Annotated in this window: 23 protein-coding genes; 13 read left to right on the plus strand and 10 right to left on the minus strand. The window is 64.0% G+C overall.

The window, feature by feature from the left end; translation table 11 throughout:
- Positions 1-66: 66 nt before the first annotated feature.
- Positions 67-2,358 carry a glycosyl hydrolase family 28-related protein gene (locus tag ACTTAI_RS05400; protein WP_444454785.1) on the plus strand — a complete coding sequence of 764 codons (2,292 nt, stop codon included), beginning with the start codon at positions 67-69 and terminating at the stop codon, positions 2,356-2,358.
- 37 nt (positions 2,359-2,395) lie between these two features.
- Here the strand turns inward: ACTTAI_RS05400 and ACTTAI_RS05405 are convergent, their stop codons facing one another.
- Complete coding sequence (locus tag ACTTAI_RS05405; protein WP_444454786.1) at positions 2,396-2,875, minus strand: HugZ family pyridoxamine 5'-phosphate oxidase; 480 nt, start codon at positions 2,873-2,875, stop codon at positions 2,396-2,398.
- A gap of 88 nt (positions 2,876-2,963) precedes the next feature.
- On the opposite strand from ACTTAI_RS05405, the gene ACTTAI_RS05410 reads away from it, so the two are divergent.
- Positions 2,964-4,613, plus strand: coding sequence for a SulP family inorganic anion transporter (locus ACTTAI_RS05410; protein ID WP_444454787.1), 1,650 nt, complete (start codon positions 2,964-2,966; stop codon positions 4,611-4,613).
- Positions 4,614-4,927: 314 nt separating this feature from the next.
- Positions 4,928-6,898, plus strand: a complete 1,971-nt coding sequence (acs, locus tag ACTTAI_RS05415; RefSeq protein ID WP_444454788.1) for an acetate--CoA ligase — start codon at positions 4,928-4,930, stop codon at positions 6,896-6,898.
- A 52-nt stretch (positions 6,899-6,950) separates the two neighbouring features.
- On the opposite strand, the gene ACTTAI_RS05420 is transcribed toward acs, so the two are convergent.
- Both ACTTAI_RS05420 and ACTTAI_RS05425 read right to left on the minus strand, forming a co-directional pair.
- Positions 6,951-8,009 carry a quinone-dependent dihydroorotate dehydrogenase gene (locus tag ACTTAI_RS05420; protein WP_444455698.1) on the minus strand — a complete coding sequence of 353 codons (1,059 nt, stop codon included), beginning with the start codon at positions 8,007-8,009 and terminating at the stop codon, positions 6,951-6,953.
- Positions 8,009-8,347 carry a DUF952 domain-containing protein gene (locus ACTTAI_RS05425; RefSeq protein ID WP_444454789.1) on the minus strand — a complete coding sequence of 113 codons (339 nt, stop codon included), beginning with the start codon at positions 8,345-8,347 and terminating at the stop codon, positions 8,009-8,011. Before ACTTAI_RS05425 ends, ACTTAI_RS05420 begins: the two co-directional genes overlap by 1 nt.
- Before the next feature lie 158 nt (positions 8,348-8,505).
- On the opposite strand from ACTTAI_RS05425, the gene ACTTAI_RS05430 reads away from it, so the two are divergent.
- The 3 genes from ACTTAI_RS05430 to ACTTAI_RS05440 all read left to right on the plus strand — a co-directional run bounded on the left by ACTTAI_RS05430 (position 8,506) and on the right by ACTTAI_RS05440 (position 12,104).
- Positions 8,506-10,071, plus strand: coding sequence for a bifunctional metallophosphatase/5'-nucleotidase (locus tag ACTTAI_RS05430; RefSeq protein WP_444454790.1), 1,566 nt, complete (start codon positions 8,506-8,508; stop codon positions 10,069-10,071).
- A 96-nt stretch (positions 10,072-10,167) separates the two neighbouring features.
- A complete protein-coding gene (locus tag ACTTAI_RS05435) occupies positions 10,168-10,854 on the plus strand; it encodes a D-lyxose/D-mannose family sugar isomerase (RefSeq protein WP_444454791.1) in 687 nt (228 codons plus the stop codon).
- Positions 10,842-12,104, plus strand: coding sequence for a glycerate kinase type-2 family protein (locus ACTTAI_RS05440; RefSeq protein WP_444454792.1), 1,263 nt, complete (start codon positions 10,842-10,844; stop codon positions 12,102-12,104). The genes ACTTAI_RS05435 and ACTTAI_RS05440 overlap by 13 nt, the downstream gene beginning before the upstream one ends.
- Here ACTTAI_RS05440 and ACTTAI_RS05445 read toward each other — a convergent pair.
- Positions 12,101-12,931 (minus strand): bifunctional allantoicase/(S)-ureidoglycine aminohydrolase, encoded by an 831-nt coding sequence (locus ACTTAI_RS05445; RefSeq protein ID WP_444454793.1) that lies wholly within the window; start codon positions 12,929-12,931, stop codon positions 12,101-12,103. The two genes, ACTTAI_RS05440 and ACTTAI_RS05445, sit on opposite strands and share 4 nt — an antisense overlap.
- Positions 12,928-14,343 carry an allantoinase PuuE gene (gene puuE, locus ACTTAI_RS05450; RefSeq protein WP_444454794.1) on the minus strand — a complete coding sequence of 472 codons (1,416 nt, stop codon included), beginning with the start codon at positions 14,341-14,343 and terminating at the stop codon, positions 12,928-12,930. The genes ACTTAI_RS05445 and puuE overlap by 4 nt, the downstream gene beginning before the upstream one ends.
- A 133-nt stretch (positions 14,344-14,476) precedes the next feature.
- On the opposite strand from puuE, the gene uraH reads away from it, so the two are divergent.
- Entirely contained in the window at positions 14,477-14,833 is a 357-nt protein-coding gene (gene uraH, locus ACTTAI_RS05455; RefSeq protein WP_444454795.1) for a hydroxyisourate hydrolase, read from the plus strand.
- Positions 14,834-14,839: 6 nt separating this feature from the next.
- Here uraH and ACTTAI_RS05460 read toward each other — a convergent pair whose 3' ends face one another.
- Together ACTTAI_RS05460 and ACTTAI_RS05465 are read right to left on the minus strand one after the other, a co-directional pair.
- Positions 14,840-17,455, minus strand: coding sequence for a methyl-accepting chemotaxis protein (locus ACTTAI_RS05460; protein WP_444454796.1), 2,616 nt, complete (start codon positions 17,453-17,455; stop codon positions 14,840-14,842).
- A gap of 13 nt (positions 17,456-17,468) precedes the next feature.
- Positions 17,469-18,038 carry a hypothetical protein gene (locus ACTTAI_RS05465; protein ID WP_444454797.1) on the minus strand — a complete coding sequence of 190 codons (570 nt, stop codon included), beginning with the start codon at positions 18,036-18,038 and terminating at the stop codon, positions 17,469-17,471.
- 207 nt (positions 18,039-18,245) lie between these two features.
- Here ACTTAI_RS05465 and ACTTAI_RS05470 point away from each other — a divergent pair, with 207 nt between their 5' ends.
- From ACTTAI_RS05470 to ACTTAI_RS05490, 5 genes are all read left to right on the plus strand, one after another.
- On the plus strand, positions 18,246-18,875 hold the full coding sequence (locus ACTTAI_RS05470) for an ATP-dependent Clp protease proteolytic subunit (protein ID WP_444454798.1): 630 nt from the start codon (positions 18,246-18,248) through the stop codon (positions 18,873-18,875).
- Between the two features lie 121 nt (positions 18,876-18,996).
- Positions 18,997-20,271 carry an ATP-dependent Clp protease ATP-binding subunit ClpX gene (gene clpX, locus ACTTAI_RS05475; RefSeq protein ID WP_013068317.1) on the plus strand — a complete coding sequence of 425 codons (1,275 nt, stop codon included), beginning with the start codon at positions 18,997-18,999 and terminating at the stop codon, positions 20,269-20,271.
- 122 nt (positions 20,272-20,393) lie between these two features.
- Positions 20,394-20,768, plus strand: a complete 375-nt coding sequence (locus ACTTAI_RS05480) for an NADH:ubiquinone oxidoreductase subunit NDUFA12 (RefSeq protein WP_110806450.1) — start codon at positions 20,394-20,396, stop codon at positions 20,766-20,768.
- A 45-nt stretch (positions 20,769-20,813) separates the two neighbouring features.
- Positions 20,814-21,290 (plus strand): outer membrane lipid asymmetry maintenance protein MlaD, encoded by a 477-nt coding sequence (mlaD, locus tag ACTTAI_RS05485; RefSeq protein ID WP_444454799.1) that lies wholly within the window; start codon positions 20,814-20,816, stop codon positions 21,288-21,290.
- A complete protein-coding gene (locus tag ACTTAI_RS05490) occupies positions 21,287-21,655 on the plus strand; it encodes a DUF2155 domain-containing protein (protein WP_444454800.1) in 369 nt (122 codons plus the stop codon). The genes mlaD and ACTTAI_RS05490 overlap by 4 nt, the downstream gene beginning before the upstream one ends.
- Here the strand turns inward: ACTTAI_RS05490 and aat are convergent.
- The gene (aat, locus tag ACTTAI_RS05495; protein WP_444454801.1) at positions 21,619-22,257 is read right to left on the minus strand and encodes a leucyl/phenylalanyl-tRNA--protein transferase; all 639 of its coding nucleotides are present in this window, start codon (positions 22,255-22,257) and stop codon (positions 21,619-21,621) included. The genes ACTTAI_RS05490 and aat overlap by 37 nt on opposite strands.
- Before the next feature lie 65 nt (positions 22,258-22,322).
- Here aat and ACTTAI_RS05500 point away from each other — a divergent pair, with 65 nt between their 5' ends.
- Positions 22,323-23,030, plus strand: coding sequence for a hypothetical protein (locus tag ACTTAI_RS05500; protein WP_444454802.1), 708 nt, complete (start codon positions 22,323-22,325; stop codon positions 23,028-23,030).
- A gap of 32 nt (positions 23,031-23,062) precedes the next feature.
- On the opposite strand, the gene accC is transcribed toward ACTTAI_RS05500, so the two are convergent.
- On the minus strand, positions 23,063-24,409 hold the full coding sequence (gene accC / locus ACTTAI_RS05505) for an acetyl-CoA carboxylase biotin carboxylase subunit (protein ID WP_444454803.1): 1,347 nt from the start codon (positions 24,407-24,409) through the stop codon (positions 23,063-23,065).
- 7 nt (positions 24,410-24,416) lie between these two features.
- Positions 24,417-24,917 carry an acetyl-CoA carboxylase biotin carboxyl carrier protein gene (accB, locus tag ACTTAI_RS05510; protein ID WP_444454804.1) on the minus strand — a complete coding sequence of 167 codons (501 nt, stop codon included), beginning with the start codon at positions 24,915-24,917 and terminating at the stop codon, positions 24,417-24,419.
- Between the last annotated feature and the right edge of the window lie 65 nt (positions 24,918-24,982).

Genomic DNA, 24,982 nt, shown 5'->3' on the forward strand with positions numbered 1-24,982 from the left:
TGGTGCTGCGCCCGGTTTCCGTTTGCGCCGCGCCTCGGGGCGGGCCGGAACAAGAAGGATTCTCGGATGAATATCGCGATCACCGACGGGGTGAACCTGACCCCCTCTGCTTTCGAACTGGGGCTCAATCAATGGTCGAGCGAGAATGGCACGGCGGGCTCGGCCACCTATGCGGGGGCGTCGAATGCCGCGCTGGTGCCGGCGGATGCCGATTTCGGCTCCTGTCTCCAAATGACCAAGACCCAGAGCACGCAAAAGCTGCGCTGGATGGGCAATACCCCGATCATACCCGGCGTCTATCTGCGGATCACCGCCAAGGTGAAGGCGGTCTCGGGAAATTTTTGTTCGGTGCGGATCGCGGGCTATCCGATGAACGCTTCGAACGCCCATGTCGGCGGGCTGACCGAAGAGGCCGCCTCGGTGGCGCTGACCACCTATGGCAAGGTGGTGACGGTGCAGGCGATCGTCGGCTCGGGCGCGCGCGAGGGGGTCGATCTCGTCTGGGGCGCGATGCCGAGCTATGGCCATTTCGGGCTCGATCTGACCGGGCAGACCGGCGGCGTGGTGCGGATCGAGGATTTCGTCATCGAGGATGTGACCGAGGCCTTCCTGCGCACGATGATGGATGTCGTCGACGTGCGCGATTTCGGCGCCAAGGGCGATGGCACGACCGATGACCGCGCGGCCTTTCTGGCGGCGGATGTGGCGGCGGACGGGCGCACCATCACCGTGCCCGCGGGCAGCTATCGCATCGCCTCCTCGATGTCGGTCGACAGTCCGATCCGGTTCACCGGCACCCTGATCATGCCCACGGCCGCGCGGCTGGTCTTGCAGAAGAATTTCGACTTTCCCACCTATGCACAGGCCTTCGGCGACGAGGAGCTGGCGCTGAAGAAGGGGTTGCAGGCGCTGTTGTCCTATACCGACAACAACGTTTTCGACCTGCGCGGTCGCCGTGTCGATCTGACCGCGCCGATTGATGTCAAGGCGGCCGTGCCCGATACCGCAAGCTGGTCGAACCGGCGCGTGCTGGCGAACGGGCAGATCTCGGTCAGCGACACTGCGGCGTGGAACGACACCAAGGTGACCTCGACCGCAACCTATTCCACGGCGCAATCCACGATCCTGAGCAATGTTTCGAACATCGCCAATATTCCGGTCGGCGCGCGGGTCAGCGGCACAGGCGTCGGGCGCGAGGTCTATGTGCAGGCGGTCGATGTGGGGGCGGCGAAGTTGACGTTGTCGCAGCCGCTTTTTGGCGGCTCGGGAACGCGCAGCTACACCTTTACCCGCTACAAATATGCGCTCGACTTTTCGGGCATGGATTTGCTGGCGCGCTTCACCCTGTCGAACATCGAGTTTCTGCTCGGCGGCTATGCAAGCGGCATCCTGCTGCCGCGCGAGGGCGACACCTTCGGGTTGCGCGACTGCTGGATGGTAAAGCCCAAGGATCGGGGGATCACTTCGATCGGGCGGGGGTGTCAGAACCTTTATATCGATCGCTGCGACTTCCTGTCGAACGAGATGGATGTGAACGTTGGCGACCGCACCTCGGTCTGCTTCAACGTCAATGCGAATGACACCAAGATCCGCGACTCGCGCTTTGTCCGGTTCGGAACGACGATGGTTCTGGATGGCACCGGCCATGTGCTGGTGGGCAACCACTGGTTTCAGGGCGACGGGCAGGTGAACGGGCCGCGGGTTGCGGGGTTGGTCTTCACCACCCCGAACGTGCAGTCGACGATTACCGGGAACTATATCGACAACAACTTCATCGAATGGACGAACGAATATGCGCCCGACCCGAATCTGGGCGTGCAATATTCCTTTGGCGGTCTGACGATGACCGGCAACACCTGCATCATGGATGATGTCGCGGCCTGGGTGACCTGGATCTCGATCAAACCCTATGGCAGCGGTCATTACATTCAGGGGCTGACGGTCTCGAACAATGTGTTCAAGGCGCTGAACGGCAACATCGACCGCATCGAAAAGGTCGACACGAGCTTTGCCGATCTCGATTATTCGCGCATGCGCAACATCGTGTTCGAGAACAACATCTTCAATGCGATCACCTACATGACGGTGAACCCGGTGATGGTTCAGGCCAGTCAGGCCAGTGCGCAGACGGTCTGGAGCGTCGATGCCTCGGATTATCTGCCCTTCGGGGCCTGGGCGCGGAATGTCGAAAGCGTGGTTTCGGTGGGGGCGATCACCAATGCTGCGGGCAGCCGGGTCAATGCGATGCCCTATGTCTTGACCGAGCAGGGCGCTGGCAAGGATCTGATCACGCTGACCTGGCCCGAGGCAGCCAAGGGCAAGGTCAATGTGCGGATCCGCATCGACAATCCGAACTGACGGCGGCGGCGGGGGCTTTCGGGCCCCCGTTGTTTCGTCAACCGAGGTCTTCGGGGGCCAGCCGGAAGGCGCGACCGAACCCGCCGTTCAGCGATCCCGCGCGCAGCCGGAAGCCCACGAAGAAGAAATCCGGCAGGTCGATGTAAAGCTTCGCTTTCGGGTGATCGGCAAGCCAGCGGTCACAGAGCGCATCGGTTCGGGGCAGGGGCTCCGCTTCTGCCAGCAGCGTGAGGCGCGGATGGGCGAGCGGATCGCCCTTCGGCCCCGGTTCGCCCACCAGAAGCGAGACCCGCGGATCGGCCCTCAGCGCGCGCGAATGCGCCGAGAGGCCCGAGACCAGCGTGCACAGGCCGCCCTCGGGTGTGGCGCCAAGCGCGATGCGGCTGACGAAGGGAAAGCCGGTCTCGGGGTCAAGCACGCCCAAAGCGCAGAACCGGGCCGTGGTGATCAGATCGCGCGCCATCTGGCGGGCCTCGTCCGAGGCGGGTTGCACGGGATCTTTCGGTTTTTCGGACATTGTCTCTCCGAATGGTGAGGGCATCGGGCTTGACAGCGACCATGGCGGCGCTGTTTGCTGCCCGCGTATCCATAACGAAGAAGTCGCCATGCGCAACGAAAGCCTGCCTGCAAAGGTCGGGGCAGAGCCCCTTTTGCCGATGTCCGCCACCGCCTTTGCCGAGGGCTACGACATTGGCCGTCTGCGCGCCGATCTGGTGGCCGGGCTGACGGTGGCGATCGTCGCTTTGCCGCTGTCGATGGCGATCGCCATCGCCTCGGGCGTGGGGCCGGAGCGCGGCCTGTTCACCGCCATCATCGGCGGGTTCCTGATTTCGGCGCTCGGCGGATCGCGGTTCCAGATCGGCGGCCCGGCGGGCGCCTTCATCGTGCTGGTGCTGGCCTGCGTGACGGCGACCGGCGTTTCGGGGTTGGTGCTGGCGACCTTCCTGTCGGGGGTGATGCTGGTGGCGCTGGGGCTGTTGCGGCTGGGATCGACCATCCGCTACATGCCCTATCCGGTCACGGTGGGCTTCACCTCGGGCATCGGGGTGATCATCTTTGCCAGCCAGATCAAGGATATGGCGGGGTTGACGCTGGCGCATGGCGAGCCCGGACCAATCCTGGCGAAACTCGCGGCACTTTGGGCTGCGCGCGACACCCTCAGCCCGACTGCGGTGGGCGTGGCTCTGGCGACGGTCGCGGTGATCGAGGCGCTCAAGCGCTTTGCTCCCCGCCTGCCGAGTCTGCTTCTGGGCATCGCCGCGATCACCCTTGTCGCAACGCTCTTGCATCTGCCGGTCGAGACGATCCAGTCGCGCTTTGGCGGTCTGCCGCGGCTCTTGCCCGCCCCGGCGTTGCCCGAGATCTCGCTTGAGACGTTGCGGGCGGCGGCACCATGGGCCTTCAGCTTCACCCTTCTCGGCGCGATCGAGTCGCTGCTGTCGGCGATGGTCGCCGATGGCATGTCGGGCACGCAGCACCGCTCGAACATGGAACTGGTGGCGCAGGGCGTGGCGAACATGGGCGCGGCGCTCTTTGGCGGCTTTTGCGTCACCGGCACCATCGCCCGCACGGCCACCAACGTCCGCGCCGGGGCAAGCGGCCCTGCCGCGGGGATGTTCCATGCGCTCTTCATCCTCGCCTTCATGATCGTCGCGGCGCCTCTGGCGGGCTACATCCCGCTCGCCGCGCTGGCCGGGCTTTTGGGCATCGTCGCTTGGAACATGATCGAGCGGCACGAGATGGCGGCGCTGATCCGCTCGTCGAAGGGTGATGCGCTGGTGCTGATTGTCACCTTCCTCGTCGTCGTCTTCCGTGATCTGGCCGAGGGCATCGTGATCGGCTTCGCGCTGGGCGGGCTCGTCTTCATCCGCCACATGTCCGAGATGACCGAACTCGACGAAGGCGTGACCCATGCCCGCGACGCCGACACCACCCGGCGCGATGTCGTCACTTATCACCTGCGCGGCGCGGTCTTCTTTGGCGCGGTGGCGCGGCTCGGCTCCGTGCTCGACCGGATTGCCAGCCATCCGCGGGCGATCCTGCTCGATGTCTCCGAGGTCGGCTTCGTCGACAGCACCGGGGCGCGGATGATCGGGCAGCTGGCGCAGAAGCTCGGGCGCAAGGGCGAGCGGCTGATGGTGCTGCGCGCCGCGCCCGCGATCGAGGCGGCGATGCGGGCCCAGGGGCTGACCGAGCCGCTGCTGTGCTATTGCCCGGATGCGGAGGCGGCGCTGGCCATGCTTGACGCTGCCTGAGGCTGCGATTCGCGCCGCGCGCCGGGCCAACGTGACGCAGGGTCCGCTGCGGCACATCGCCGCCGCCGTGTTTTGCCGATCCGGCCGGTCTTTCCGTGCGCCATCGCTTTTTTCGCTTGCACGCGAACAGAACGGGAAATGCAGGGAATTTACAAAGTCTCCGCGTTTTTCTGTGAATGAATTTACAAAATCACCTAGTAGGAATGGACAATTACATTGGGTGTGACAATCCCTTTACAATGCCCTACGGGAATGATGCCTTAGGGGGACGACAGGTTTTCAAGGCCCGGAGACCGTCACAGAGGGAGGGACAGATGGGTAAGCAGGAACAGGTGGTCGCAGCGCCGGAACTTCGGGAGGTTCCCGCGGGATTTGAGACGGCGCATGCGAACGGTGCGAAATACCTCGAGATGTATCGGGAATCGATCGAGAACCCGGATGCGTTCTGGGGCCGCGAAGGCAAACGGCTCGATTGGATCACCCCCTATACCAAGGTCAAGAACACCGATTTCACCTTCGGCAAGGTCTCGATCAAATGGTTCGAGGATGGCGTTCTGAACGCCTCGGTGAACTGCATCGACCGCCATCTGCGCGACCGCGCGCTGCAGACCGCCATCATCTTCGAGCCCGATGATCCGAAGGAACCGGCCAAGCACATCACCTACAAGGAGCTCTCCGAAAAGGTGAACCGGATGGCGAACGTCCTGCTATCGCAGGGCATCATGCGCGGCGACCGCGTCGTGATCTATCTGCCGATGATCCCGGAAGCCGCTTACGCGATGCTCGCCTGCGCCCGGATCGGCGCCATCCATTCGATCGTTTTCGCGGGCTTCTCGCCCGACGCGCTGGCCAACCGGATCAACGATTGCGGCGCGAAGCTCGTCATCACCGCCGATACCGCGCCGCGTGGCGGCCGTCGCACGCCGCTGAAGGCGAACACCGATGCCGCGCTCTTGCACTGCTCGGACAAGGTGCGCTGCCTTGTCGTCAAGCACACTGGCGATCAGATCAGCTGGGTGCATGGCCGCGATGTTGACCTGCTCTATCTCATGGAGCATGTCAGCCCCGAATGCCCGCCGCGGCCGATGAATGCGGAAGATCCGCTCTTCATCCTTTACACCTCGGGCTCGACCGGCAAGCCGAAGGGCGTCGTGCATACGACGGGCGGCTACCTCGTCTATGCCGCGATGACGCATCAATACACGTTTGATTACAAGGACGGTGACGTGTTCTGGTGCACCGCCGACGTGGGTTGGGTGACCGGGCACAGCTACATCATCTATGGGCCGCTCGCGAATGGTGCGACGACGCTGATGTTCGAGGGGGTGCCGACCTGGCCGGATGCGGGCCGGTTCTGGGCCGTGTGCGAAAAGCACAAGGTCAATCAGTTCTACACCGCGCCGACGGCGATCCGCGCGCTGATGGGGCAGGGCACGGAATGGGTTGAGAAATATGACCTTTCCTCGCTGCGGGTGCTGGGGTCTGTGGGCGAGCCGATCAACCCCGAGGCCTGGGTCTGGTACGACAAATATGTTGGAAAAGGGAAATGTCCGATCGTCGACACGTTCTGGCAAACCGAGACCGGCGGGCACATGATCACGCCGCTGCCGGGCGCGACGGCCACGAAACCGGGCTCGGCGACGAACCCGTTCTTCGGGGTGAAGCCGGTGGTTCTGGACCCGCAGACCGCGGTGCGGATCGGCGAAGTGGAATGCGAAGGGGTGCTCTGCATCTCGGACTCTTGGCCCGGGCAGATGCGCACGGTCTGGGGCGATCACGACCGCTTCCAGGAGACCTATTTCGGCCAGTATCGCGGCTATTACTTCACCGGCGACGGCTGCCGTCGCGACAAGGACGGCTATTACTGGATCACCGGCCGGGTCGATGACGTGATCAACGTCTCGGGTCACCGGATGGGGACGGCCGAGGTCGAAAGCGCGCTCGTGGCGCATCCGCAAGTGGCCGAGGCCGCGGTGGTGGGCTATCCGCACGACATCAAGGGTCAGGGCATCTACGCCTATGTGACGCTGATGAACGGGATCGAGCCGTCGGAGGATCTGCGCAAGGATCTGGTCAAGTGGGTGCGCACCGAGATCGGCCCGATCGCGTCGCCCGATCTCATTCAATGGGCGCCGGGTCTGCCGAAGACGCGCTCGGGCAAGATCATGCGCCGCATCCTGCGCAAGATCGCCGAGAACGACTACGGCGCGCTGGGCGATATCTCGACCCTCGCCGATCCGGGCGTCGTTCAGGAACTCATCGACAACAGAATGAACCGGGCGTGAAAAAAAAGGGGGGCGCGAGCCCCCCTTTTTCTTGTGCTGTGTGCGACAGGTTTCAGAGCCAGCGGCTGCGACCGGTGCCTACCGCTTCGGCCACCGAGGCGAAGCCGTCGCGGGCCAGCAGCGCATCGAGGCCGCGCGCGACCTCGGCCGCAAGACCGATGCCCTTGTAGACCATCGCCGAATAAAGCTGCACCGCCGAGGCCCCGGCGCGGATCTTTTCATAGGCCTCCTCGGCCGAGGAAATCCCGCCCACGCCGATCAGCGGCAGCTTTCCATCCGTCAGGCGCGACAGCTGCGCCAGCACTCGGGTGGACTTTTCGAACAAGGGCGCGCCCGAAAGCCCGCCAGCCTGCCCGGAACTTGCACTTTTCAAACCTTCGCGCGAAAGCGTCGTGTTCGTGGCCACGATCCCGTCGATGCTGACAGCGCGTGCCACCTCGGCCACGTCCTCAAGCTCGGCGGGGCTCAGATCCGGGGCGATTTTCAGGAAGATCGGGATCGGCCGCGCCAGCCCGGCGCGGGTTTCGAGCACACCGCGCAGAAGTGCCGTGAGCGCATCCTTGCCCTGCAGGTCGCGCAGCTTTTCCGTATTCGGCGAGGACACGTTCACCGTGGCAAAATCGAGATGCGCGCCCGTGCGTTTCAGCACCGTGGCGAAATCGGCGGCGCGGTCCGCGCTGTCCTTGTTCGCGCCCAGGTTCAGCCCGACCGGCACCCCCGTCGGCCGCGCGGCCAGCCGGGTCGCGATCGGCTCCATCCCCTCGTTGTTGAAGCCGAAGCGGTTGATCACCGCGCGGTCTTCCTCCAGCCGCCAGAGTCGCGGTTTCGGATTGCCTTCCTGCGGGCGCGGCGTTGCGGCGCCGACTTCAAGAAAGCCGAAGCCCACCCGCATCAGCGGCCCCAGAGCCACCGCATTCTTGTCGAAGCCCGCCGCCAGCCCCACCGGATTCGGCAGCGCAAGCCCGGCAATCGTCGTGCTCAGACGCGCCCCGGTGACCGGGCCACAGCCAGGCACCAGCCCCATCTGCAGTGCCTTCAGCGCCAGACCATGCGCGGTTTCCGGGTCGAATCCGTGCAGGAGCTTCAGCCCTAGCCGTTCAGTGATGTTCATCATAACAGCGCCTCGGGGAAGATATGGCCGCAAAGGCCAAGCGGCAGCGCGGTGTCCCAGACCACATCGCCCCGGCGCAAGCGGCGGTAAAGATGGGGGAAAAGCGCTCCACCACGCGACACTTCCCATTTCAGATCGGCGCCCAGCGGCTCGACCGCCACGGCCACCAGCACCAGATCGCTTTCGGTGGCGAAGTGTTTCGCCGCCGTCTCGACGACCTGCGCCGCAGTGGAAAAGTGGATGTAGCCATCGGCCAGATCGATGGGGGCCCCCGCGGTGTCACCCGCGGCACAGAGCGCATCCCATTCGGGGCGGCGGAAGATCTTGTAGATCAGCATGGCTCAGTCATGCCCGCTGCCCGGAAAATGGTCAATCCCCGGCTGCGGGCTTTCGTCATCGGCGCGTCACGGCGCAGCGCGATGCAGGGCAAATCCGGTTTTGACAGCGCGGCCCTGCTCGCGTCACTCTGGCCCCATTCCCAACCGAGGAGGATCGAATGTCCGTCCGCTTTCTTCTGTCGACCGCCGCATTGGCGCTGAGCGCCGGGGCCGCGCAGGCCGATTACACGTTGCACATCCTGCACACGAACGATCTGCATTCGCGCATCGAACAGGTCAACAAATACGACAGCACCTGTTCCGAAAAAGATGCGGCCGAGGCGAAATGCTTTGGCGGCATCGCGCGGGTTGCAGCCAAGGTGGCGGCGCTGCGGACGGAACTGGCGGGCCAGAACGTGGTCGTTCTGGATGCAGGGGACCAGTTTCAGGGCTCGCTTTTCTACACCACCTACAAGGGCACGGACACGGCCGAGTTCATGACGGCGATCGGCTATGATGCGATGGCGGTGGGCAATCACGAATTCGACGATGGCCCCGAGGGGTTGGCGGCCTTTGTTGAAAAAGTGAAATTTCCTGTGCTTTCCGGCAATCTGGATTTGAGCCGTTCGTTGCTAAAAGACAAGATCGCCGATACCGTCGTGCTGGAGGTGGGCGACCAGAAGATCGGTCTGGTGTCGGCCTTGGCCACTGATACGGTGGAAACGTCCTCGCCCGGGCCCGACATCACCTTTCAAGACGAGATCGAAAGCCTGAAGGCCGATGTGGCCGCGCTGACCGCGCAGGGCGTGACGAAGATCATCGCGATCCCGCACACCGGCTTCGTCAAGGATCAACAGATTGCCGCGGCCGTGCCCGGGATCGACGCGGTGGTGGGCGGGCATTCGCACACGCTGTTCGGCAAGGATGGCGCCAGCTATCCGACGATGGTGGGCAAGGTGCCGGTGGTCTCGGCCTATGCCTATTCGAAATACCTCGGTCATCTGGTGCTGACCTTCGACGATGCGGGCAATCTGAAATCGGCGGGCGGCGAGCCGATCCTGCTCGATGCCTCGGTGACGCCCGATGCGACGATGGCGGCGCGGGTGGCGGAGCTGGCCAAGCCGCTGCAGGCGATCCGCGACAAGGTGGTGGCAGAGAGTACGACCGAGATCGACGGGTCGCGCGATCATTGCCGGCAGATGGAATGCGCGATGGGCAATCTGGTGGCCGAGGCGATGCTCGACCGGGTCAAGGATCAGGGCATCAGCATTGCGATCGCCAATGGCGGCGGTTTGCGCGCCTCGATCGATGCCGGGCCGGTGACGATGGGCGAGGTGCTGACGGTGCTGCCGTTCCAGAACACGCTCTCGACCTTCGAGGCGAAGGGGGCGACGATTCTGGCCGCGCTGGAAAACGGGGTCAGCGCGGTCGAAGAGGGCGAGGGCCGTTTTCCGCAGGTGGCGGGGCTGAAATACACGTTCGATCCGGCGAAACCCGCCGGGTCGCGGGTGAGCGACGTGCAGGTGGCGACCTCGGTCGGGTGGAAGCCGCTCGATCCCGGCGCGACCTATGGCGTGGTGACGAACAACTTCGTGCGCGGCGGGGGCGACGGCTACAGAATGTTCGCGACCGAGGGGCTGAACGCCTATGATTTCGGTCCCGATCTGGCCGATGTGACCGCTGAATATCTCGCCACGCACGCACCCTATGCGGCGGCGCTCGACGGTCGCATCACCCGCAAGTAGCGCGTTTGCCATGATTGCGAAGCGGGGGAGACTTCCCCCCGCTTTTCACTTGCGCGTGATCGGAGCTTGCGCAAACCTTGTCTGAGAGGTGCGGCCATGAAGCGATCCGAGATCAACTCCATCTTGCGGCATTCCGATGCCTTCATCCGCGCGTTCGGCCATATCCTGCCCCCCTTCGCCTATTGGTCCCCGCGCGAGATGCAGGCGCGGCGGGGGGAGATCGAGGGCATCGTCTCGGCGCGTCTGGGCTGGGACATCACCGATTACGGACAGGGCGATTTTGCCCGGCTGGGCCTCTTTCTTTTCACCACCCGCAATGGCCGGGCGGCCGATCTCGCCCGGGGTGGCGGCATGTGCTATGCCGAGAAGATCATGATTTCGCGGGAAAATCAGCTTTCCCCGATGCACCGCCACATCGTCAAGGCGGAAGATATCATCAATCGCGGCGGGGCCACGCTCGCGATCGAAATGTTCAGTTCGGACGCGGCCGGGGCGATCGACCCCACCGCGCCCGTCGTCGTCGCCTCGGACGGGGTGACGAAATGCCTGCCTGCGGGCGGTATCCTGCGGCTTGCGCCCGGGGAAAGCGTGACCCTGATGCCGGGCAACTGGCATGCCTTCTGGGGGGAAGGGGGAGATGTATTGATCGGCGAGGTTTCCACGGTAAACGACGACCGCACCGACAACATCTTCCGCGAGCCAATCGGACGCTTCGCGGATATCGAAGAGGACGAGGACCCGCTGCATTTGCTGGTTTCGGATTATGATACGTGGCTTCCCTGATCCCAACTGACCTGTTGAACAGACTTTTCGAAACGGCCGTAGCAGCAGCAGACCCGATGCTGGTTCTGCCTGAAGTGCTTGGCCCGCGGCCGCCCGGACGGGTGGTGGTTGTCGGCGCGGGCAAGGCCTCGGCGCGGATGGCCGAGGCGGTCGAGCACGTCTGGGGCCCCTGCGACGGGCTGGTGATCACCCGTTACGGCTATGCGCGCCCCTGTCAGGGCATCGAGATCGTCGAGGCCGCCCATCCGGTTCCCGATGCGGCGGGGGTGGCGGCGACCCGGCGGATGCTGGATCTCTTGCGCGGGCTTGGCCCCGAGGATCTGGTGCTGGCCCTGATCTCGGGCGGGGGCTCTGCGCTGCTGTGCGCTCCGGCCGAGGGGCTGACTTTGGCGGACAAGCAGGCGGTGACGGCGGCGCTTCTGGCCTCCGGCGCGCCGATCGAGCGGATCAACACTGTGCGCAAGCATCTGAGCGCGGTGAAGGGCGGGCAACTGGCGGCGGCGGCCTATCCGGCGCGGATGCGGGCCTTGCTGATTTCCGATGTGCCGGGGGACGATCCGGCCTTCATCGCCTCGGGTCCGACGGTGGGCGATACGAGCACCGCGGCCGAGGCGCTGAAAGTGCTGGAAGATCATGCGATTGCCGTGCCCGCGGCGGTGCGGCGCCATCTGCTGGCGGGATCGGGCGTGCTCGCGCCGGGGGCGCAGGCGCTGTCGCGTTGCGAAACGATCATTGTCGCCGCGCCCGCGCAATCGCTGGAAGCGGCGGCGTCGCTCGCACGCGGAAAGGGCTGCGCGGTGCGCAGTCTGGGCGATGCGCTGGAAGGCGAGGCGGCAGAGCTTGGCGCGCAGCTGGCGCGGATGGCGATGACCTATGCGAGCGCCCGCTTGCCGGGGGACTCGCCGCTGGTTTTGCTCTCAGGTGGCGAATGTACAGTTTCTCTGCCGGAAAACCCCGGTTTGGGCGGCCCGAATGTTGAATTTCTGCTATCCGCGCTCAACACGCTCGACGGTGCCCCGGGGATCTGGGCCTTGGCGGCGGACACGGATGGCGTCGATGGTGCGGCCGAAGTGGCCGGGGCGCTGATCGGCCCCGAAAGTCTCGCGCAGGCGCGGGCCGCTGGGCTTGATCCGGCGCAGGCCTTGGCCGGGCATGATGCGCACAGCTTCTTTGCGGCGCTCGATGCGCAGGTGAAGCCCGGACCGACGCTGACGAATGTCAACGACTTCCGGGCTTTCCTGATCCTTTAGCGACCCAGCACGCCGCGCAGCCGGGCGTGGCGGTTGACATCCTTGTAAAGCAGATAGCGGAACGGCCCCGGTCCCGCGGCGTAGCAGGCCTGCGGGCAATAGGCGCGCAGCCACATGAAGTCGCCCGCCTCGACCTCGACCCAGTCGCGGTTCAGCTTGTAGACCGCCTTGCCCTCGAGCACGTAAAGCCCGTGTTCCATCACATGCGTCTCTTCGAACGGGATCAGCCCGCCGGGTTGGAAGGTGACGATGTTGACGTGCATGTCGTGCCGCAGATCGGTCGGATCGACAAAGCGCGTGGTGGCCCAGCGGCCCTGGGTGTCGGGCATGGCGACGGGCTTGATCTCGCGCTCGTTCGTCACGAAGGCCGCGGGTTTTGCCACTCCCGGCGCCGCCTCGTAGAGCTTGCGGATCCAGTGAAAGCGCAAAGGATCATCGGCGCCGTTCTTCACCGCCCAGCTGCAACCCGCTGGAATATAAGCATAACCGCCCGCCGCCAACTCATGTTCCTGACCATCAAGCGAAAGCCACATTGCGCCTTCGGTGACGAAGAGCACATGCTCGGCCCCGGCCTCCGGATCGGGCATGTCCGAACCGCCATCGGCGCCGACCTCCATCACATATTGGCTGAAGGTCTCGGAAAAGCCGCTCATCGGCCGGGCGATGAGCCACATCCGGGTGTTCGTCCAGCCCGGCAGGAAGCTGGTCACGATGTCGGAAAAGCAGCCCTTCGGGATCACCGCATAGGCTTCGGTGAAGATCGCGCGCCCGGTCATCAGCGCGGTTTGCGGCGGCAGACCGCCGGTCGGGGTGTAATAGCCGGTCATGGCAGAAGGTCCTTCAGTCGGTGCCAGGCGATGCGTTCGACCTGATGGCAGGCCTCGGCGAATTCGGTGGCGCGGTCGTTGGCGATCCGGCGGCGGAAGGCCTCGAGGATCGCGAGTTTCGTGTGGTCCTTCACCGCGATGATGAAGGGAAAGCCGAATTTTTCGGTGTAATCGTGGTTGAGCTCCTCGAAAGCGACCCGTTCGGCATCGGTGAGCGCGTCAAGTCCGGCCGAGGCCTGTTCGGCCGTGCTCTCCGCCGTCAACCGCTTGGCCCGCGCCAGTTTGCCCGCCAGATCGGGATGGGCCTTGAGCACGCGCAGCCGCTGCGTCTCCGAGGCGGAGCGGAACACCCTGGCCAGAACGCTGGCGATGCCTTCGGCGCAGTCATGCGCGGGGCCAAGCTCCAGCCCATGGGCCTTTTCGGCGATCCAGGGGCTGTGCTCGTAGATCGCGCCGAATGCGGCGACGAAGTCGCTTTGCGTCATTTCGCTTGGGCGATCAAAGTCTTGCGGCGGATGCGTCGCGGCCCAATGCGCCGCGATCTGGCCCCGGGTGGCAAACCAGACGCCTTCGTGACTGCGGGCATAGTCCAGAAACCGCTTCAGCCCCGCGATCTTGCCGGGGCGCCCGATCAGGCGGCAATGCAAGCCGATCGAGAACATTTTCGCCGCCCCCGCAGCGCCCTCGGCATAAAGCGTGTCGAAGCTGTCCTTCAGATAAGTGAAGAACTGCTCGCCCTCGATATAGCCCGGCGCGGTGGCAAAGCGCATGTCATTGGCTTCGAGCGTGTAGGGGATGATCAGCTGATCGCGGCTGCCGATCCGCCGCCAATAGGGCAGGTCGTCGTCGTAAGTATCTGAAATCCAGTCGAAGCCACCCTCTTCCGCAGTCAGCCGGACGGTGTTGGCAGAACAGCGCCCGGTGTACCAGCCGCGCGGTCGTTCGCCCACGACCTCGGCATGCAGCCGGATCGCCTCGGCAATTTGCCGGCGTTCCTCGTCTTCGGGCATGTCGCGATGCTCGACCCATTTCAACCCGTGGCTGGCGATTTCCCAACCTGCGGCCTTCATTGCGGCCACCTGCTCCGGGCTGCGCGCCAGCGCGGTGGCGACGCCGTAGATCGTGATCGGCAGGTCCATCTGGGTGAAGAGCCGATGCAGCCGCCAGAATCCGGCGCGGGCGCCGTATTCGTAGATCGATTCCATGTTCCAGTGGCGCTGGCCGGGCCATTGGGCCGCCCCCGCGATGTCGGACAGGAAGGCCTCCGAGGCTGCGTCTCCATGCAGGATGCAGTTCTCGCCGCCCTCTTCATAGTTCAACACCAGAGAAATCGCGACCCGGGCCCCCCCGGGCCAGCGCGCATCGGGCGGGAAGCCGCCATATCCGCGCATGTCTCTGGGATATCGGGTCATCTTTGCCTCCGGTCCGGCTGCAGGGGGATTGCATGGAGGAGAGTTTCAGGTTTTTTTCGAAAAGGAAATCATCCGTTTCGCAACTTGCCGTGCGACATTGCGGCGAGGGAGAGACGACTCAAAGAGGACTGCGATGGCCGGATATTTGACAACCCATGTGCTTGATATCGCGCGGGGCTGCCCGGCGGAGGGCATCGAGATCGTTTTGAACCGCATTGATGCCACGGGGTCTCACCCGGTGGCACGAAGCCGCACCAATGCGGATGGTCGGACCGATGCGCCGATCCTAGCGGCCGCGGAGTTTGCGACGGGTCATTACGAACTGGTCTTCCAAGTGGGCGATTATTTGCGACAAAGCGGGCAAGTTGCGGCGGAGCCCCTGTTTCTGGAAGAAATTCCGATCCGCTTCGGAATGAATGATGCAGGGGCACATTATCATGTGCCCCTGCTTTTATCGCCTTTCGGCTATTCAACCTATCGCGGCAGTTGAGCCGGATCAGAAGTCTTCCCAATTGTCCTCGGCCGGAGCTTGTTTGACGGCCAGATTCGAAGCCCGGGCGCTGGCGCGCGCAGCTGGGGCAGGTGTGGCGCGGGCCGCGGCAGGGGCGGGCGTTTCGACCGGCGGGAGCGTCACCGGTGCAGCTGCCGCCGGACGGGTCGAGCGGAAGTTGCTTGCCGGAGCTGTCGTCACGTTTTGCGTGCCAAGGCGGAAGCGGCTCATCGTATCGTTCAGCCCATCGGCCTCGCGGGCGAGCGATTGGCTTGCAGCCGAGGTTTCCTCGAACATTGCGGCGTTGTGCTGCGTAACCTGATCGAGTTGCAGGATTGCGGTGTTCACTTCGCTCAGGCCGGCCGATTGCTCGGTGGTCGAGGCTGTGATGTCCGACATGAAGGTGACGATTTCCGCCACCGAGCTCTGGATGCCGTCGAGCGCGCTGCCCGCCTGTCCGACGAGTTCGACGCCGCGTTTCACCTGACCGGCCGAATCCGAGATCAGACCGGCGATTTCGCGTGCCGCTTCCGAGGATCGCTGCGCCAGGGCGCGCACTTCGGAAGCGACGACGGCAAAACCGCGACCGGCCTCACCTGCACGGGCGGCCTCGACCCCTGCGTTCAGCGCGAGAAGGTTCGTCTGGAAGGAGATTTCCTCGATCACCGAAGTGATGCGCGAAATCTTGTTGGAACTTTCGGAAATCTCTCCCATCGCCTGCACGGCCTCGCGCACGACCAGACCGCTCGACTCGGTATTGCGACGTGCCAGAGCCACCATGTCATTGGCCTTGAGAGTCCGGTCTGCAGCCGATTTCACCGACGCCGTGAGCTCGTTCAGAGCTGCGGCGGTTTCTTCGAGCGTGGCGGCCTGTTGTTCCGTGCGCCGCGACAAATCTTCGGCCGCGCGCGAAATCCCGCCCGATTCGGTGCGGATCAGGCTCGAATTTTCGAGTACGAGCAGCATGGCATCGCGAAGTTTCGAGGTGGCTTCGTTGTAGTCGACGCGCAGGGTTTCGTACTCGCCCGGGAAGGGGGTACGGATCGATTGCGTGAGATCACCCTCAGCGAGATGACGCAGGGCATCGCGCAGCTGTTCGACGACCTGGCGCTGTTCAGCCGCGTTCCGTTCCCGTTCGACCTGAGCACGCATCTCGCGGGCCTCGATGTCCGACATGTCTGTCCCGATGGTGACCACACGTCGGATGTTGCCTTCGCGGTCCCGCACCGGGGTCATTGCGCCGTTCAGCAGCAGCTCCTGCCCGTCGAGAGACAGAATGATCCGACCAATCACGCTCTCGCCCCGCTTGATGACATCGAAGGCCATCTCGCCCGTCGCCGCGACACGCACCTGACGCGAAAAGTCGGTGCCGAGCAATTGCGACTCGTCGCGTTGGGAAATCACGCACATCGCAACGTTGGCGGCACTCATCCGGCCGTCGGGGGTGAATTCGACCCGAAGTTGAGTTGCGTCGATCGCCTCGGTGATCGCATGGTTCCGTCGCACTTCGGTGATGTCGTGCCATTCCGCGACGTGACCGATCTTGGTTCCATTGGCGGTCATGACCGGATTGGCTTCCACGACCAATGTTCCGGATGCCAGATCCTGCTCGATACGCAGGGCGTTGCGCGCGCCCGTATCCATCTCGCCCGCAATCTGCGTTCCGCCATCCACAATCCGATCCGCCCGATATCCGATCATGTTTTCCGGGTCGAAATCCGGGTTGCGGGCACGGATCGCCGCCGCATGCACGCGCATCAGCTTGACCATCGCGTCGTTCACCCAGGTGATCTCATGCTCCGTGTTGGTCAGCATGATCGCGGTCGAGGTAGCCGACAGCGCCGTCCCGCGGATCAGAGCCTGGCGGTTTGTTTCTTCGGCCTCCTGCAGAGACTGACGGAAGGCTTCGAGTGATTTCGCGATATGGCCGATCTCGTCCTTTTTGTCCGTGTAGGGGACAGAGGTGTCGAGGGCACCGCCCGCGACCGAGGACATGGCCGTGCTGATGCGCCCCAGCCGAAGCGAAATCATGCCGCGCAGAGCTAGCGACGTGCCGAGCAAGGCGGTCAGCAGCATTGCCGCAGCAATCATGATCGAGGTGCGCTGCGCGGACCAAATGTCCTCATTGACCCCAATATCGGACCAGGTCGTCACGAAGGCGCCCAGCACGGCATTTCCATTCGGGCTACGCACAAGATGCGCGAGCGTCAGGTCATTGTCGGTATGCATTTCCTTGCCTGCGGCAAGGGCTTCCTTCGCAAGCGTTTTCATCGCTTCCGTATCGACGCCGGGCTTCGTGTAGGTGCCTATCATCTCGCCGTTCGCGTCGACGGCGATCACGCCATTGGCGGGGTTGGTTGGATTGTCGACCAGATCCTTGAAGACTTTTTCAAGCTGTACGCGGTCGGAAAAGCGCATCGGTCCGATCAATTGAGCGCCGACGATCTCACTCGTTCCGTCAGCCTGATTCTTCAGTTGCTGCAGGGCGATGTCGGAGGTCGAGCGCAGGTTCAACCAGCTCATCGCCGCGACGAGCAACGAGGTGGAAAGCGCCACCATCATGGCTGCGCGGAAGAAACTCGAATGGAAAAAGCTGACGGAAGCGGATGTTTTGGCGCTCATCTTGGGCCTCGGATCACTGGATCAGTTCGGCATTGAGACCGACCGTCATCATCCCGATCGGGGATTTCGTGGCCGGGTCGTTGACGGTGAAGGAGGCCTGCACCGAATAGCTTTGCGAGGATTCATCGAATTCGACCTCGCTCACATAGACGGCATCGGCGCCTTTCGGGTAGGTTTCCTGGAACTTGGCTTCATCGCCCTGCCAGTAATCCGAGGTCGGCCCGGCCTGCGCCACGTTCAGCCCGCGGTTGTCGGTCACGAAGGCCTCGGTGAACCGGCCGCCGCTGGCTTCGATCTTGGCCTTGAGCGTTTGCGATTCCGGCGACGCAAGGATCGGGTCGATCGTCGGGCGGCTGGAGGCATCGAGTTCCGCGCGCCATGCGGCATCGAGCGAGTCGATCTGCGGCTGGCTCAGCGGCGCATGTGCCTCGTTCGCGGCAATGATCGCGGCGACCAGCGCCGGGTCGGCCGCCCAGGCGCGCAGGTCTTTTTCAACGATTCCCTTTACTTGCTGGGGAACATCCTCGGCCTGTACGGGCAGGGCAAGAAGCGCGAGGAGAAGCGTCGCGGCGCGAAAGGTCATGAGCAGGCTCCAGTAGCTGGGGCGATTTCCCCGAGAACATTTGTCGCACAGCCTAGCGCTCAACTCTTTCCGCCCGATTAATCGCCAAGAATCATTCCAACACCTCTCTTTTGGGTCGCTGCCCTTGCAGGGGGGGACTTGCGACACTAAGACTTGATTAAGCAACGCGCGCTAAGGCTTGGCGGATATCACGAGGAAAGGCAGCGAATGAAAGACCCGGTCGACCTTTACATGAACACGCTGGTGCCGATGGTGGTCGAGCAGACCTCGCGCGGCGAGCGGGCCTATGACATCTATTCCCGGCTGCTCAAGGAGCGCATCATCTTCCTTGCCGGGCCGTTCCATGACGGCATGTCGAGCCTGATCTGCGCCCAGCTGCTGTTCCTCGAGGCCGAGAACCCCTCGAAGGAAATTTCCATGTATATCAACAGCCCCGGCGGTGTTGTCACCTCGGGTCTGGCGATCTATGACACCATGCAATACATCCGTCCGAAGGTCTCGACGCTGGTCATCGGGCAGGCGGCCTCGATGGGCTCGGTCATCGCCTGCGCGGGCGAAAAGGGCATGCGCTTCTCCCTGCCGAACTCGCGCATCATGGTGCACCAGCCCTCGGGCGGGTTCCAGGGGCAGGCGACGGACATCATGATCCACGCCCGCGAGACCGAAAAGATCCGGCAGCGCCTTTACGAGATCTACGTCCGCCACACCGGCCGGTCGATCGAGGAAGTGGCCGAGGCGCTTGAGCGTGACCGCTTCATGTCGCCCGAAGAGGCGCTGGAATGGGGTCATCTTGACGAGATCCTGTCGGCGCGGCCGAGCCTTGACGGCGGAAAATGACGAATCGATGACCGCTCTTAACCGGAGCGGGGAATTTGCGATTGAGAAGAACGTGGTGCTGCCCTAGACTTCGCTCCAGGACAGCCCCCAAAGGCCCGGGTCGGGCCATTCGAGGATGACGATGGCGAACAATTCCGGCTCCGACAGCAAGAACACCCTTTACTGTTCGTTCTGCGGCAAGAGCCAGCACGAGGTGCGCAAGCTGATCGCGGGTCCGACCGTGTTCATCTGTGATGAATGCGTCGAGTTGTGCATGGACATCATCCGCGAGGAGACCAAGACCACCGGTCTCAAGGCGACGGATGGCGTGCCGACGCCGCGCGACATCTGCAAGGTGCTGGACGATTACGTGATCGGGCAGATGCATGCGAAACGCGTGCTTTCGGTCGCGGTGCACAACCATTACAAGCGTCTGAACCACGGCTCGAAACAAGATGTCGAGCTGGCGAAGTCGAACATTCTGCTGATCGGGCCGACCGGCTGCGGCAAGACCCTGCTTGCGCAGACGCTGGCGCGCATCCTCGATGTGCCCTTCACCATGGCCGATGCGACGACGCTGACCGAAGCCGGTTACGTCGGCGAGGACGTGGAAAACATCATCCTGAAACTGCTTCAGGCCAGCGAATACAACGTCGAGCGGGCGCAGCGCGGCATCGTCTACATCGACGAAGTCGACAAGATCACCCGCAAGTCGGACAACCCCTCGATCACCCGCGACGTCTCGGGCGAGGGCGTGCAGCAGGCGCTGCTGAAGATCATGGAAGGCACCGTCGCCTCGGTGCCGCCGCAGGGCGGGCGCAAGCATCCGCAGCAGGAATTCCTGCAGGTGGATACGACGAACATCCTGTTTATCTGTGGTGGTGCTTTCGCGGGTCTCGACCGAATCATCGCACAGCGCGGCAAGGGCTCGGCGATCGGCTTTGGCGCCGATGTGAAGGACCCGGAATCGCGGGGCGCGGGCGAGCTGTTCAAGGAACTCGAGCCGGAAGATCTGCTGAAATTCGGTCTGATCCCGGAATTCGTCGGCCGTCTGCCGGTGATCGCGACGCTCGAAGACCTCGACGAGGCCGCTCTGGTGACGATCCTGACCGAGCCGAAGAACGCTCTGGTCAAGCAATACCAGCGTCTTTTCGAGATCGAGGGCGTGAAGCTGACCTTCACCCCCGATGCGATGAAGGCGATCGCCGCTCGCGCCATCAAGCGCAAGACGGGCGCGCGCGGTCTGCGCTCGATCATGGAGGACATCCTGCTCGACACGATGTTCGAACTGCCGGGCATGGAAGGCGTGCGCGAAGTCGTGGTGAACGATGAAGCGGTGGAAATGGCCAATGGCGCCAAACCCTTGCTGATCTACGCCGAGACCTCGGGCAAGAAAGAACCCAAGACCGCTGGCTGAGCCCCGGTCGTCGTGAAACGGAAGGGGCGGGGAAACCCGCCCTTTGTGCTGAATGGGTCCGCAAAACACTGGACCTTGGCGGCCCCGCCGCTATAACGGGGCCAAAGATGCGGAGGTGAGATATGAAATTCCTGCTGCGCCTGCTGACGTGGTGGAACGGCCAGACTCTCGGCACCCAGATCTTTACCGCGCGTCACGGGGTGAAGGTCGGCGAGGACGCCGAGGGCAATTGCTACTACCAGAGCAAGGATGGCAAACGCCGCTGGGTGATCTACAACGGCGAAGTTCAGGCCAGCCGCATTCCGCCCGATTGGCATGGCTGGATCCATTTCACCTGGAACGAGCCGCCGACCAAGGCGCCGCTGGATCACAAGCCCTGGGAACTGCCGCATCAGCAGAATCAGACCGGTCTCGCCACGGCCTTCGTTCCGCCGGGCTCGCTGCGTCGGGCCGAACCCGTGGCCCGCACCGATTACGAGGCATGGCAGCCGGAGTAAGCCGGTGGCCCAAACCCTGTCCTTCCGCGCAACCGGCTGGGAAACATGAGCGAAAATCGAGTCGAAGTGCTTACCGGGGCGGCCGTTCTGGCCGTCGCGGTGGGGTTTTTTCTTTGGGCGGGGCAGGGGCACAGCTTTGGCGCCGCCAGCAGTGGCTATCCGCTGAAGGCCTCGTTCCGATCGGTCGAGGGGATCAGCGTCGGCACCGACGTCCGGATGGCCGGGGTCAAAGTCGGCACGGTCACCGATATTGCGTTGAACCCGCAGACCTTCTTCGCCGATACCACGGTGTCGCTGAAATCGGGCGTCGATATCCCCGATGACAGCCAGATCATCGTCGCGACCGAGGGGCTTCTCGGCGGCGCCTTCGTCGAGATCCTGCCGGGCGGCAGCCCGGTCAATCTGGGGCCAGGCGAGGAAATCGTCGACACGCAGGGCGCCGTTTCGGCGTTGGGTCTGATGATGAAATTCGCCGGCGCCAAGGATGGCGACAAGTCGTCCACCGACGGAAAAGCGCCATGATTCGCGCGGCTCTGGTCGCGGTGCTGCTGACGGCCGGTGCCGCGACTGCGCAGGACGCACCCGAGGGGCTGGCCGAGGCTCCGGGGGCCACTCTGCGCGGCCTCGACAAGATCGCGGGGGCGGCCAGCGATCTGACGCTTTCGGTGGGCGAGAGCGTCACCTATGGCTCGCTTTCGGTGCGTTTGACGGATTGCCGCTATCCGGCCGATGACCCGGCCTCGAACGCCTATGCCTTTCTCGAAATCACCGACACGGCGCAGGGGCGCGAGGTCTTCCGCGGCTGGATGATCGCGCAGAACCCGGCGCTTTCGGCGCTCGACCATCAGCGTTACGACGTCTGGGTCCTGCGCTGCAAGATCGACTGAGCCGTCGCGGGCGGCGGCGCGGTGAACTCCGCCTGTTGTCCCAATGCGCGCCGCAGCCGCTTGCGATAGTCGAGCCGGGGGATCTCGATCCCGCCCAAGCTCTGCAGATGCGGCGTCAGATATTGCGTGTCGAACAGGCTGAAGCCGCCCCGGATCAGCCGGTCGACCGTATAGGCCATCGCCACTTTCGACGCATTTGGCGCGCGCGAGAACATGCTCTCGCCGAAGAACGCGCCCCCCAGCGTCACGCCGAAGATGCCGCCCACCAGATCCTCGCCCTGCCAGATCTCGACCGCATGGGCGGCGCCAAGCGCGTGCAGCGCATCGTAAAGGCGGAACAGCGCGTTGTTGATCCAGGTTTCTGGGCGATCCGCACAGCCCTCGACCACGGCGCGAAAGGCGGTGTTGGTGCGGATGCTGTAGGTCTCGCGGCCGATCACCCGGGCGAGCGAGCGCGAGATGTGAAAGCCGTCCAAGGGGATGATGCCGCGCAGCCGCGGCTCGAACCAATGCAACTCGGTTGCCTCGCGCGCGCTGGCCATGGGGAAGATGCCTTGCGCATAGGCCGAAAGCAGTAATTCCGGACTGAGCCCCGCCGTCATTTGTTGCCAACCGTGATCCCGAACCCTAAGCTGGTCGGAGTTTGACATGAATATGCGGCAATGCCATGGGATTTTTCGATTTTTTGCGATCTGTCGCACGGTATTCCAGCGACGATTACGCGATCGGGCGGCTCAATCAGCGCCATCGCAAGCTGATCGAGCCGATCGCGGCGGATCTGGCCGGGGCCCGTGTGCTGGACCTTGCGGCGCATGACGGACGCTGGGCCTATGCCTTTGCGGCGGCGGGTGCGCGCGAGGTGATGGGGATCGAGGGCCGTCAGCATTTGATCGATCGGTTCAGCGAATTCCCGCAAGACGCGGCTGCCGCGCGCGTCCATCTGCGCTGCGATGACATCTTCGCGGGGATGGAGGCCGATCTGGCGGCGGGCGCGCAGTATGACGTGATCGGCGTGCTCGGCATCTTCTATCACATCATGGATCACTTCCGGCTTCTGCAACTGGTGACCCGGTTCAAGCCGCGGCTGGTGCTGCTCGACAGTGAGTTTTCGCAGCGGCCGGGGCAGGTGATCGACCTCGTGCGCGAGGATCCGAGCAAGGATCTGAACGCGCTGGCGCAGGTCGAGGGGCAGGAAAAGGCGCTGATCGGCATCCCGAGCCTTGGTGCGCTCGAGGCGATGGTCGATGTGCTGGGCTATACGACCGAGTGGGTGGACTGGTCCGATGTGCGGCCGAACAAGCGCCGCTTCGTCGCGGATTACTTCCGCCCCACCGGCAAGCGCCGCGCCACCTGTCTGTTGCGTCCGAAGGCCTGAAACGAAAACGCCCCCTTGCGGGGGCGTTTCGGTCAACCGTAGGTCTTTGCGAGCCATTTCTCGAGCCAGTGGATCGAGTAATCGCCGCGCAGGATGTCGGGCTCTTCCAGCAATTGCCGGAACAGGGGGATCGTGGTGTCGACGCCATCGACGATGAGTTCGCCAAGCGCCCGGTTCAGACGCGCCAGCGCCTCGTTGCGGTCGCGCCCGTGCACGATCAGCTTGCCGATCAGGCTGTCGTAATAGGGCGGGATCTTGTAGCCGTCGTAAAGCGCCGAGTCGATCCGCACCCCCAGCCCGCCCGGGGCGTGGTATTGTGTGATCTTGCCGGGGCAGGGGGCGAAGTTCGGCAGCCGTTCGGCGTTGATCCGCACCTCGATCGCATGACCGCGGATCTGCAGGTTTTCCTGCGTGAACTCCATCTCTTCGCCTGCGGCGACACGGATCTGTTCGCGCACGAGGTCGACGCCGAAGATGCCTTCGGTCACCGGATGTTCCACCTGCAGGCGGGTGTTCATCTCGATGAAGTAGAATTCGCCGTCTTCATACAGGAATTCGATCGTGCCCGCGCCGGAATAGCCCAACTCGCCCATCGCCTTGGCGCAGATGCCGCCGATGCGGGCGCGCTGCTCGGGGGTGATGCAGGGGCCGGGGGCCTCCTCGAAGACCTTCTGGTGGCGGCGCTGCAGCGAGCAATCCCGCTCGCCCAGATGCACCGCGCGGCCACGGCCGTCGCCGAAGACCTGCACCTCGATGTGACGCGGCCGCTGGAGATATTTCTCCATGTAGACTTCGTCATTGCCGAACGCGGCCTTGGCTTCGCTGCGCGCGGTGCGGAAGGCGATTTCGAGTTCGGCTTCCGACTGCGCCACTTTCATGCCGCGACCACCGCCGCCAGCGGTGGCCTTGATGATCACCGGATAGCCCATCTCGGCCGCGGCTTTCTTCGCCGCCTCGAAGTCGGGAACGCCGCCGTCCGAACCGGGAACGACCGGAATGCCCAGCTTCTTCGCCGTGTCCTTCGCGGTGATCTTGTCGCCCATGATGCGGATATGCTCCGCCTTCGGGCCGATGAAGGCGATGCCGTGATCTTCGAGCACCTGCACGAAGGTGGCGTTTTCCGACAGGAAGCCATAGCCCGGGTGGATCGCCTGCGCGCCGGTGATTTCGCAGGCGGCAACGATCGCGGGAATGGAGAGGTAGCTTTCCGAAGACGGGTTCGGCCCGATGCAGACGCTTTCATCCGCCATGCGCACATGCATGGCGTCGGCGTCGGCGGTGGAATGCACCGCCACCGAGGCGATCCCCATCTCGCGGCAGGCACGGATCACGCGCAGCGCGATCTCGCCCCGGTTTGCGATCAGGATCTTGTCGAACATCTGCGCCTCACTCGACGATCATCAGGGGCGCGCCGTATTCGACCGGCGAGCCGTCGTCGACGAGGATGCGCTTCACCGTGCCCGACTTCGGCGCCGGAATGTGGTTCATCGTCTTCATGGCTTCGACGATCAGCAGCGTCTGGCCTTCCTTGACCGTGTCGCCAACCTTGACAAAGGCCGAGGCGCCCGGCTCGGGGGCCAGATAGGCGGTGCCGACCATCGGCGAGGTGACGGCGCCCGGGTGGTTCGCCGGATCGGCATCGGCCGCCGCGGTGGCAGGCGCAGCAGCCGCGACCGGAGCAGCGGCAACAGGGGCGGCCATCGCCGGAGCGGCATAGACCGGGGCGGGGGCGGCAACGACGGTCGCCTGCTTCACCACGCGCACTTCAAGACTGTCGTCTTCGCCATATTCCCGCACGACCGCGATTTCGGTCAGGTCGTTCTTGTTCAGCAGCTCCGCCAGCGCCTGGATGAAGGCGACGTCGTTCTCATGCGATTGTTTGGTCATGCGGTCCTCGAAAGACTCTTCAGGTTGCCCCGGACATTCGCTTCGGGGCGCGTTCATGTGCCCCG

Source organism: Rhodobacter capsulatus (genome assembly GCF_052363175.1).
In the GTDB taxonomy this organism is placed as follows: domain Bacteria; phylum Pseudomonadota; class Alphaproteobacteria; order Rhodobacterales; family Rhodobacteraceae; genus Rhodobacter; species Rhodobacter capsulatus_D.

Bases quoted from the DNA above. Each gene is read 5' to 3' on its own strand.
- acs (WP_444454788.1), top strand. From the start codon at position 4,928: ATGGGTAAGCAGGAACAGGTGGTCGCAGCGCCGGAACTTCGGGAGGTT.
- aat (WP_444454801.1), bottom strand. From the start codon at position 22,257: ATGACGGCGGGGCTCAGTCCGGAATTACTGCTTTCGGCCTATGCGCAA.
- ACTTAI_RS05410 (WP_444454787.1), top strand. From the start codon at position 2,964: ATGCGCAACGAAAGCCTGCCTGCAAAGGTCGGGGCAGAGCCCCTTTTG.
- ACTTAI_RS05490 (WP_444454800.1), top strand. From the start codon at position 21,287: ATGATTCGCGCGGCTCTGGTCGCGGTGCTGCTGACGGCCGGTGCCGCG.
- accB (WP_444454804.1), bottom strand. From the start codon at position 24,917: ATGACCAAACAATCGCATGAGAACGACGTCGCCTTCATCCAGGCGCTG.
- ACTTAI_RS05445 (WP_444454793.1), bottom strand. From the start codon at position 12,931: ATGACCGGCTATTACACCCCGACCGGCGGTCTGCCGCCGCAAACCGCG.
- ACTTAI_RS05460 (WP_444454796.1), bottom strand. From the start codon at position 17,455: ATGAGCGCCAAAACATCCGCTTCCGTCAGCTTTTTCCATTCGAGTTTC.
- puuE (WP_444454794.1), bottom strand. From the start codon at position 14,343: ATGACCCGATATCCCAGAGACATGCGCGGATATGGCGGCTTCCCGCCC.
- accC (WP_444454803.1), bottom strand. From the start codon at position 24,409: ATGTTCGACAAGATCCTGATCGCAAACCGGGGCGAGATCGCGCTGCGC.
- ACTTAI_RS05470 (WP_444454798.1), top strand. From the start codon at position 18,246: ATGAAAGACCCGGTCGACCTTTACATGAACACGCTGGTGCCGATGGTG.
- ACTTAI_RS05420 (WP_444455698.1), bottom strand. From the start codon at position 8,009: ATGAACATCACTGAACGGCTAGGGCTGAAGCTCCTGCACGGATTCGAC.
- ACTTAI_RS05435 (WP_444454791.1), top strand. From the start codon at position 10,168: ATGAAGCGATCCGAGATCAACTCCATCTTGCGGCATTCCGATGCCTTC.
- mlaD (WP_444454799.1), top strand. From the start codon at position 20,814: ATGAGCGAAAATCGAGTCGAAGTGCTTACCGGGGCGGCCGTTCTGGCC.
- ACTTAI_RS05425 (WP_444454789.1), bottom strand. From the start codon at position 8,347: ATGCTGATCTACAAGATCTTCCGCCGCCCCGAATGGGATGCGCTCTGT.
- ACTTAI_RS05500 (WP_444454802.1), top strand. From the start codon at position 22,323: ATGGGATTTTTCGATTTTTTGCGATCTGTCGCACGGTATTCCAGCGAC.
- ACTTAI_RS05465 (WP_444454797.1), bottom strand. From the start codon at position 18,038: ATGACCTTTCGCGCCGCGACGCTTCTCCTCGCGCTTCTTGCCCTGCCC.
- ACTTAI_RS05430 (WP_444454790.1), top strand. From the start codon at position 8,506: ATGTCCGTCCGCTTTCTTCTGTCGACCGCCGCATTGGCGCTGAGCGCC.
- ACTTAI_RS05405 (WP_444454786.1), bottom strand. From the start codon at position 2,875: ATGTCCGAAAAACCGAAAGATCCCGTGCAACCCGCCTCGGACGAGGCC.
- clpX (WP_013068317.1), top strand. From the start codon at position 18,997: ATGGCGAACAATTCCGGCTCCGACAGCAAGAACACCCTTTACTGTTCG.
- uraH (WP_444454795.1), top strand. From the start codon at position 14,477: ATGGCCGGATATTTGACAACCCATGTGCTTGATATCGCGCGGGGCTGC.
- ACTTAI_RS05400 (WP_444454785.1), top strand. From the start codon at position 67: ATGAATATCGCGATCACCGACGGGGTGAACCTGACCCCCTCTGCTTTC.
- ACTTAI_RS05480 (WP_110806450.1), top strand. From the start codon at position 20,394: ATGAAATTCCTGCTGCGCCTGCTGACGTGGTGGAACGGCCAGACTCTC.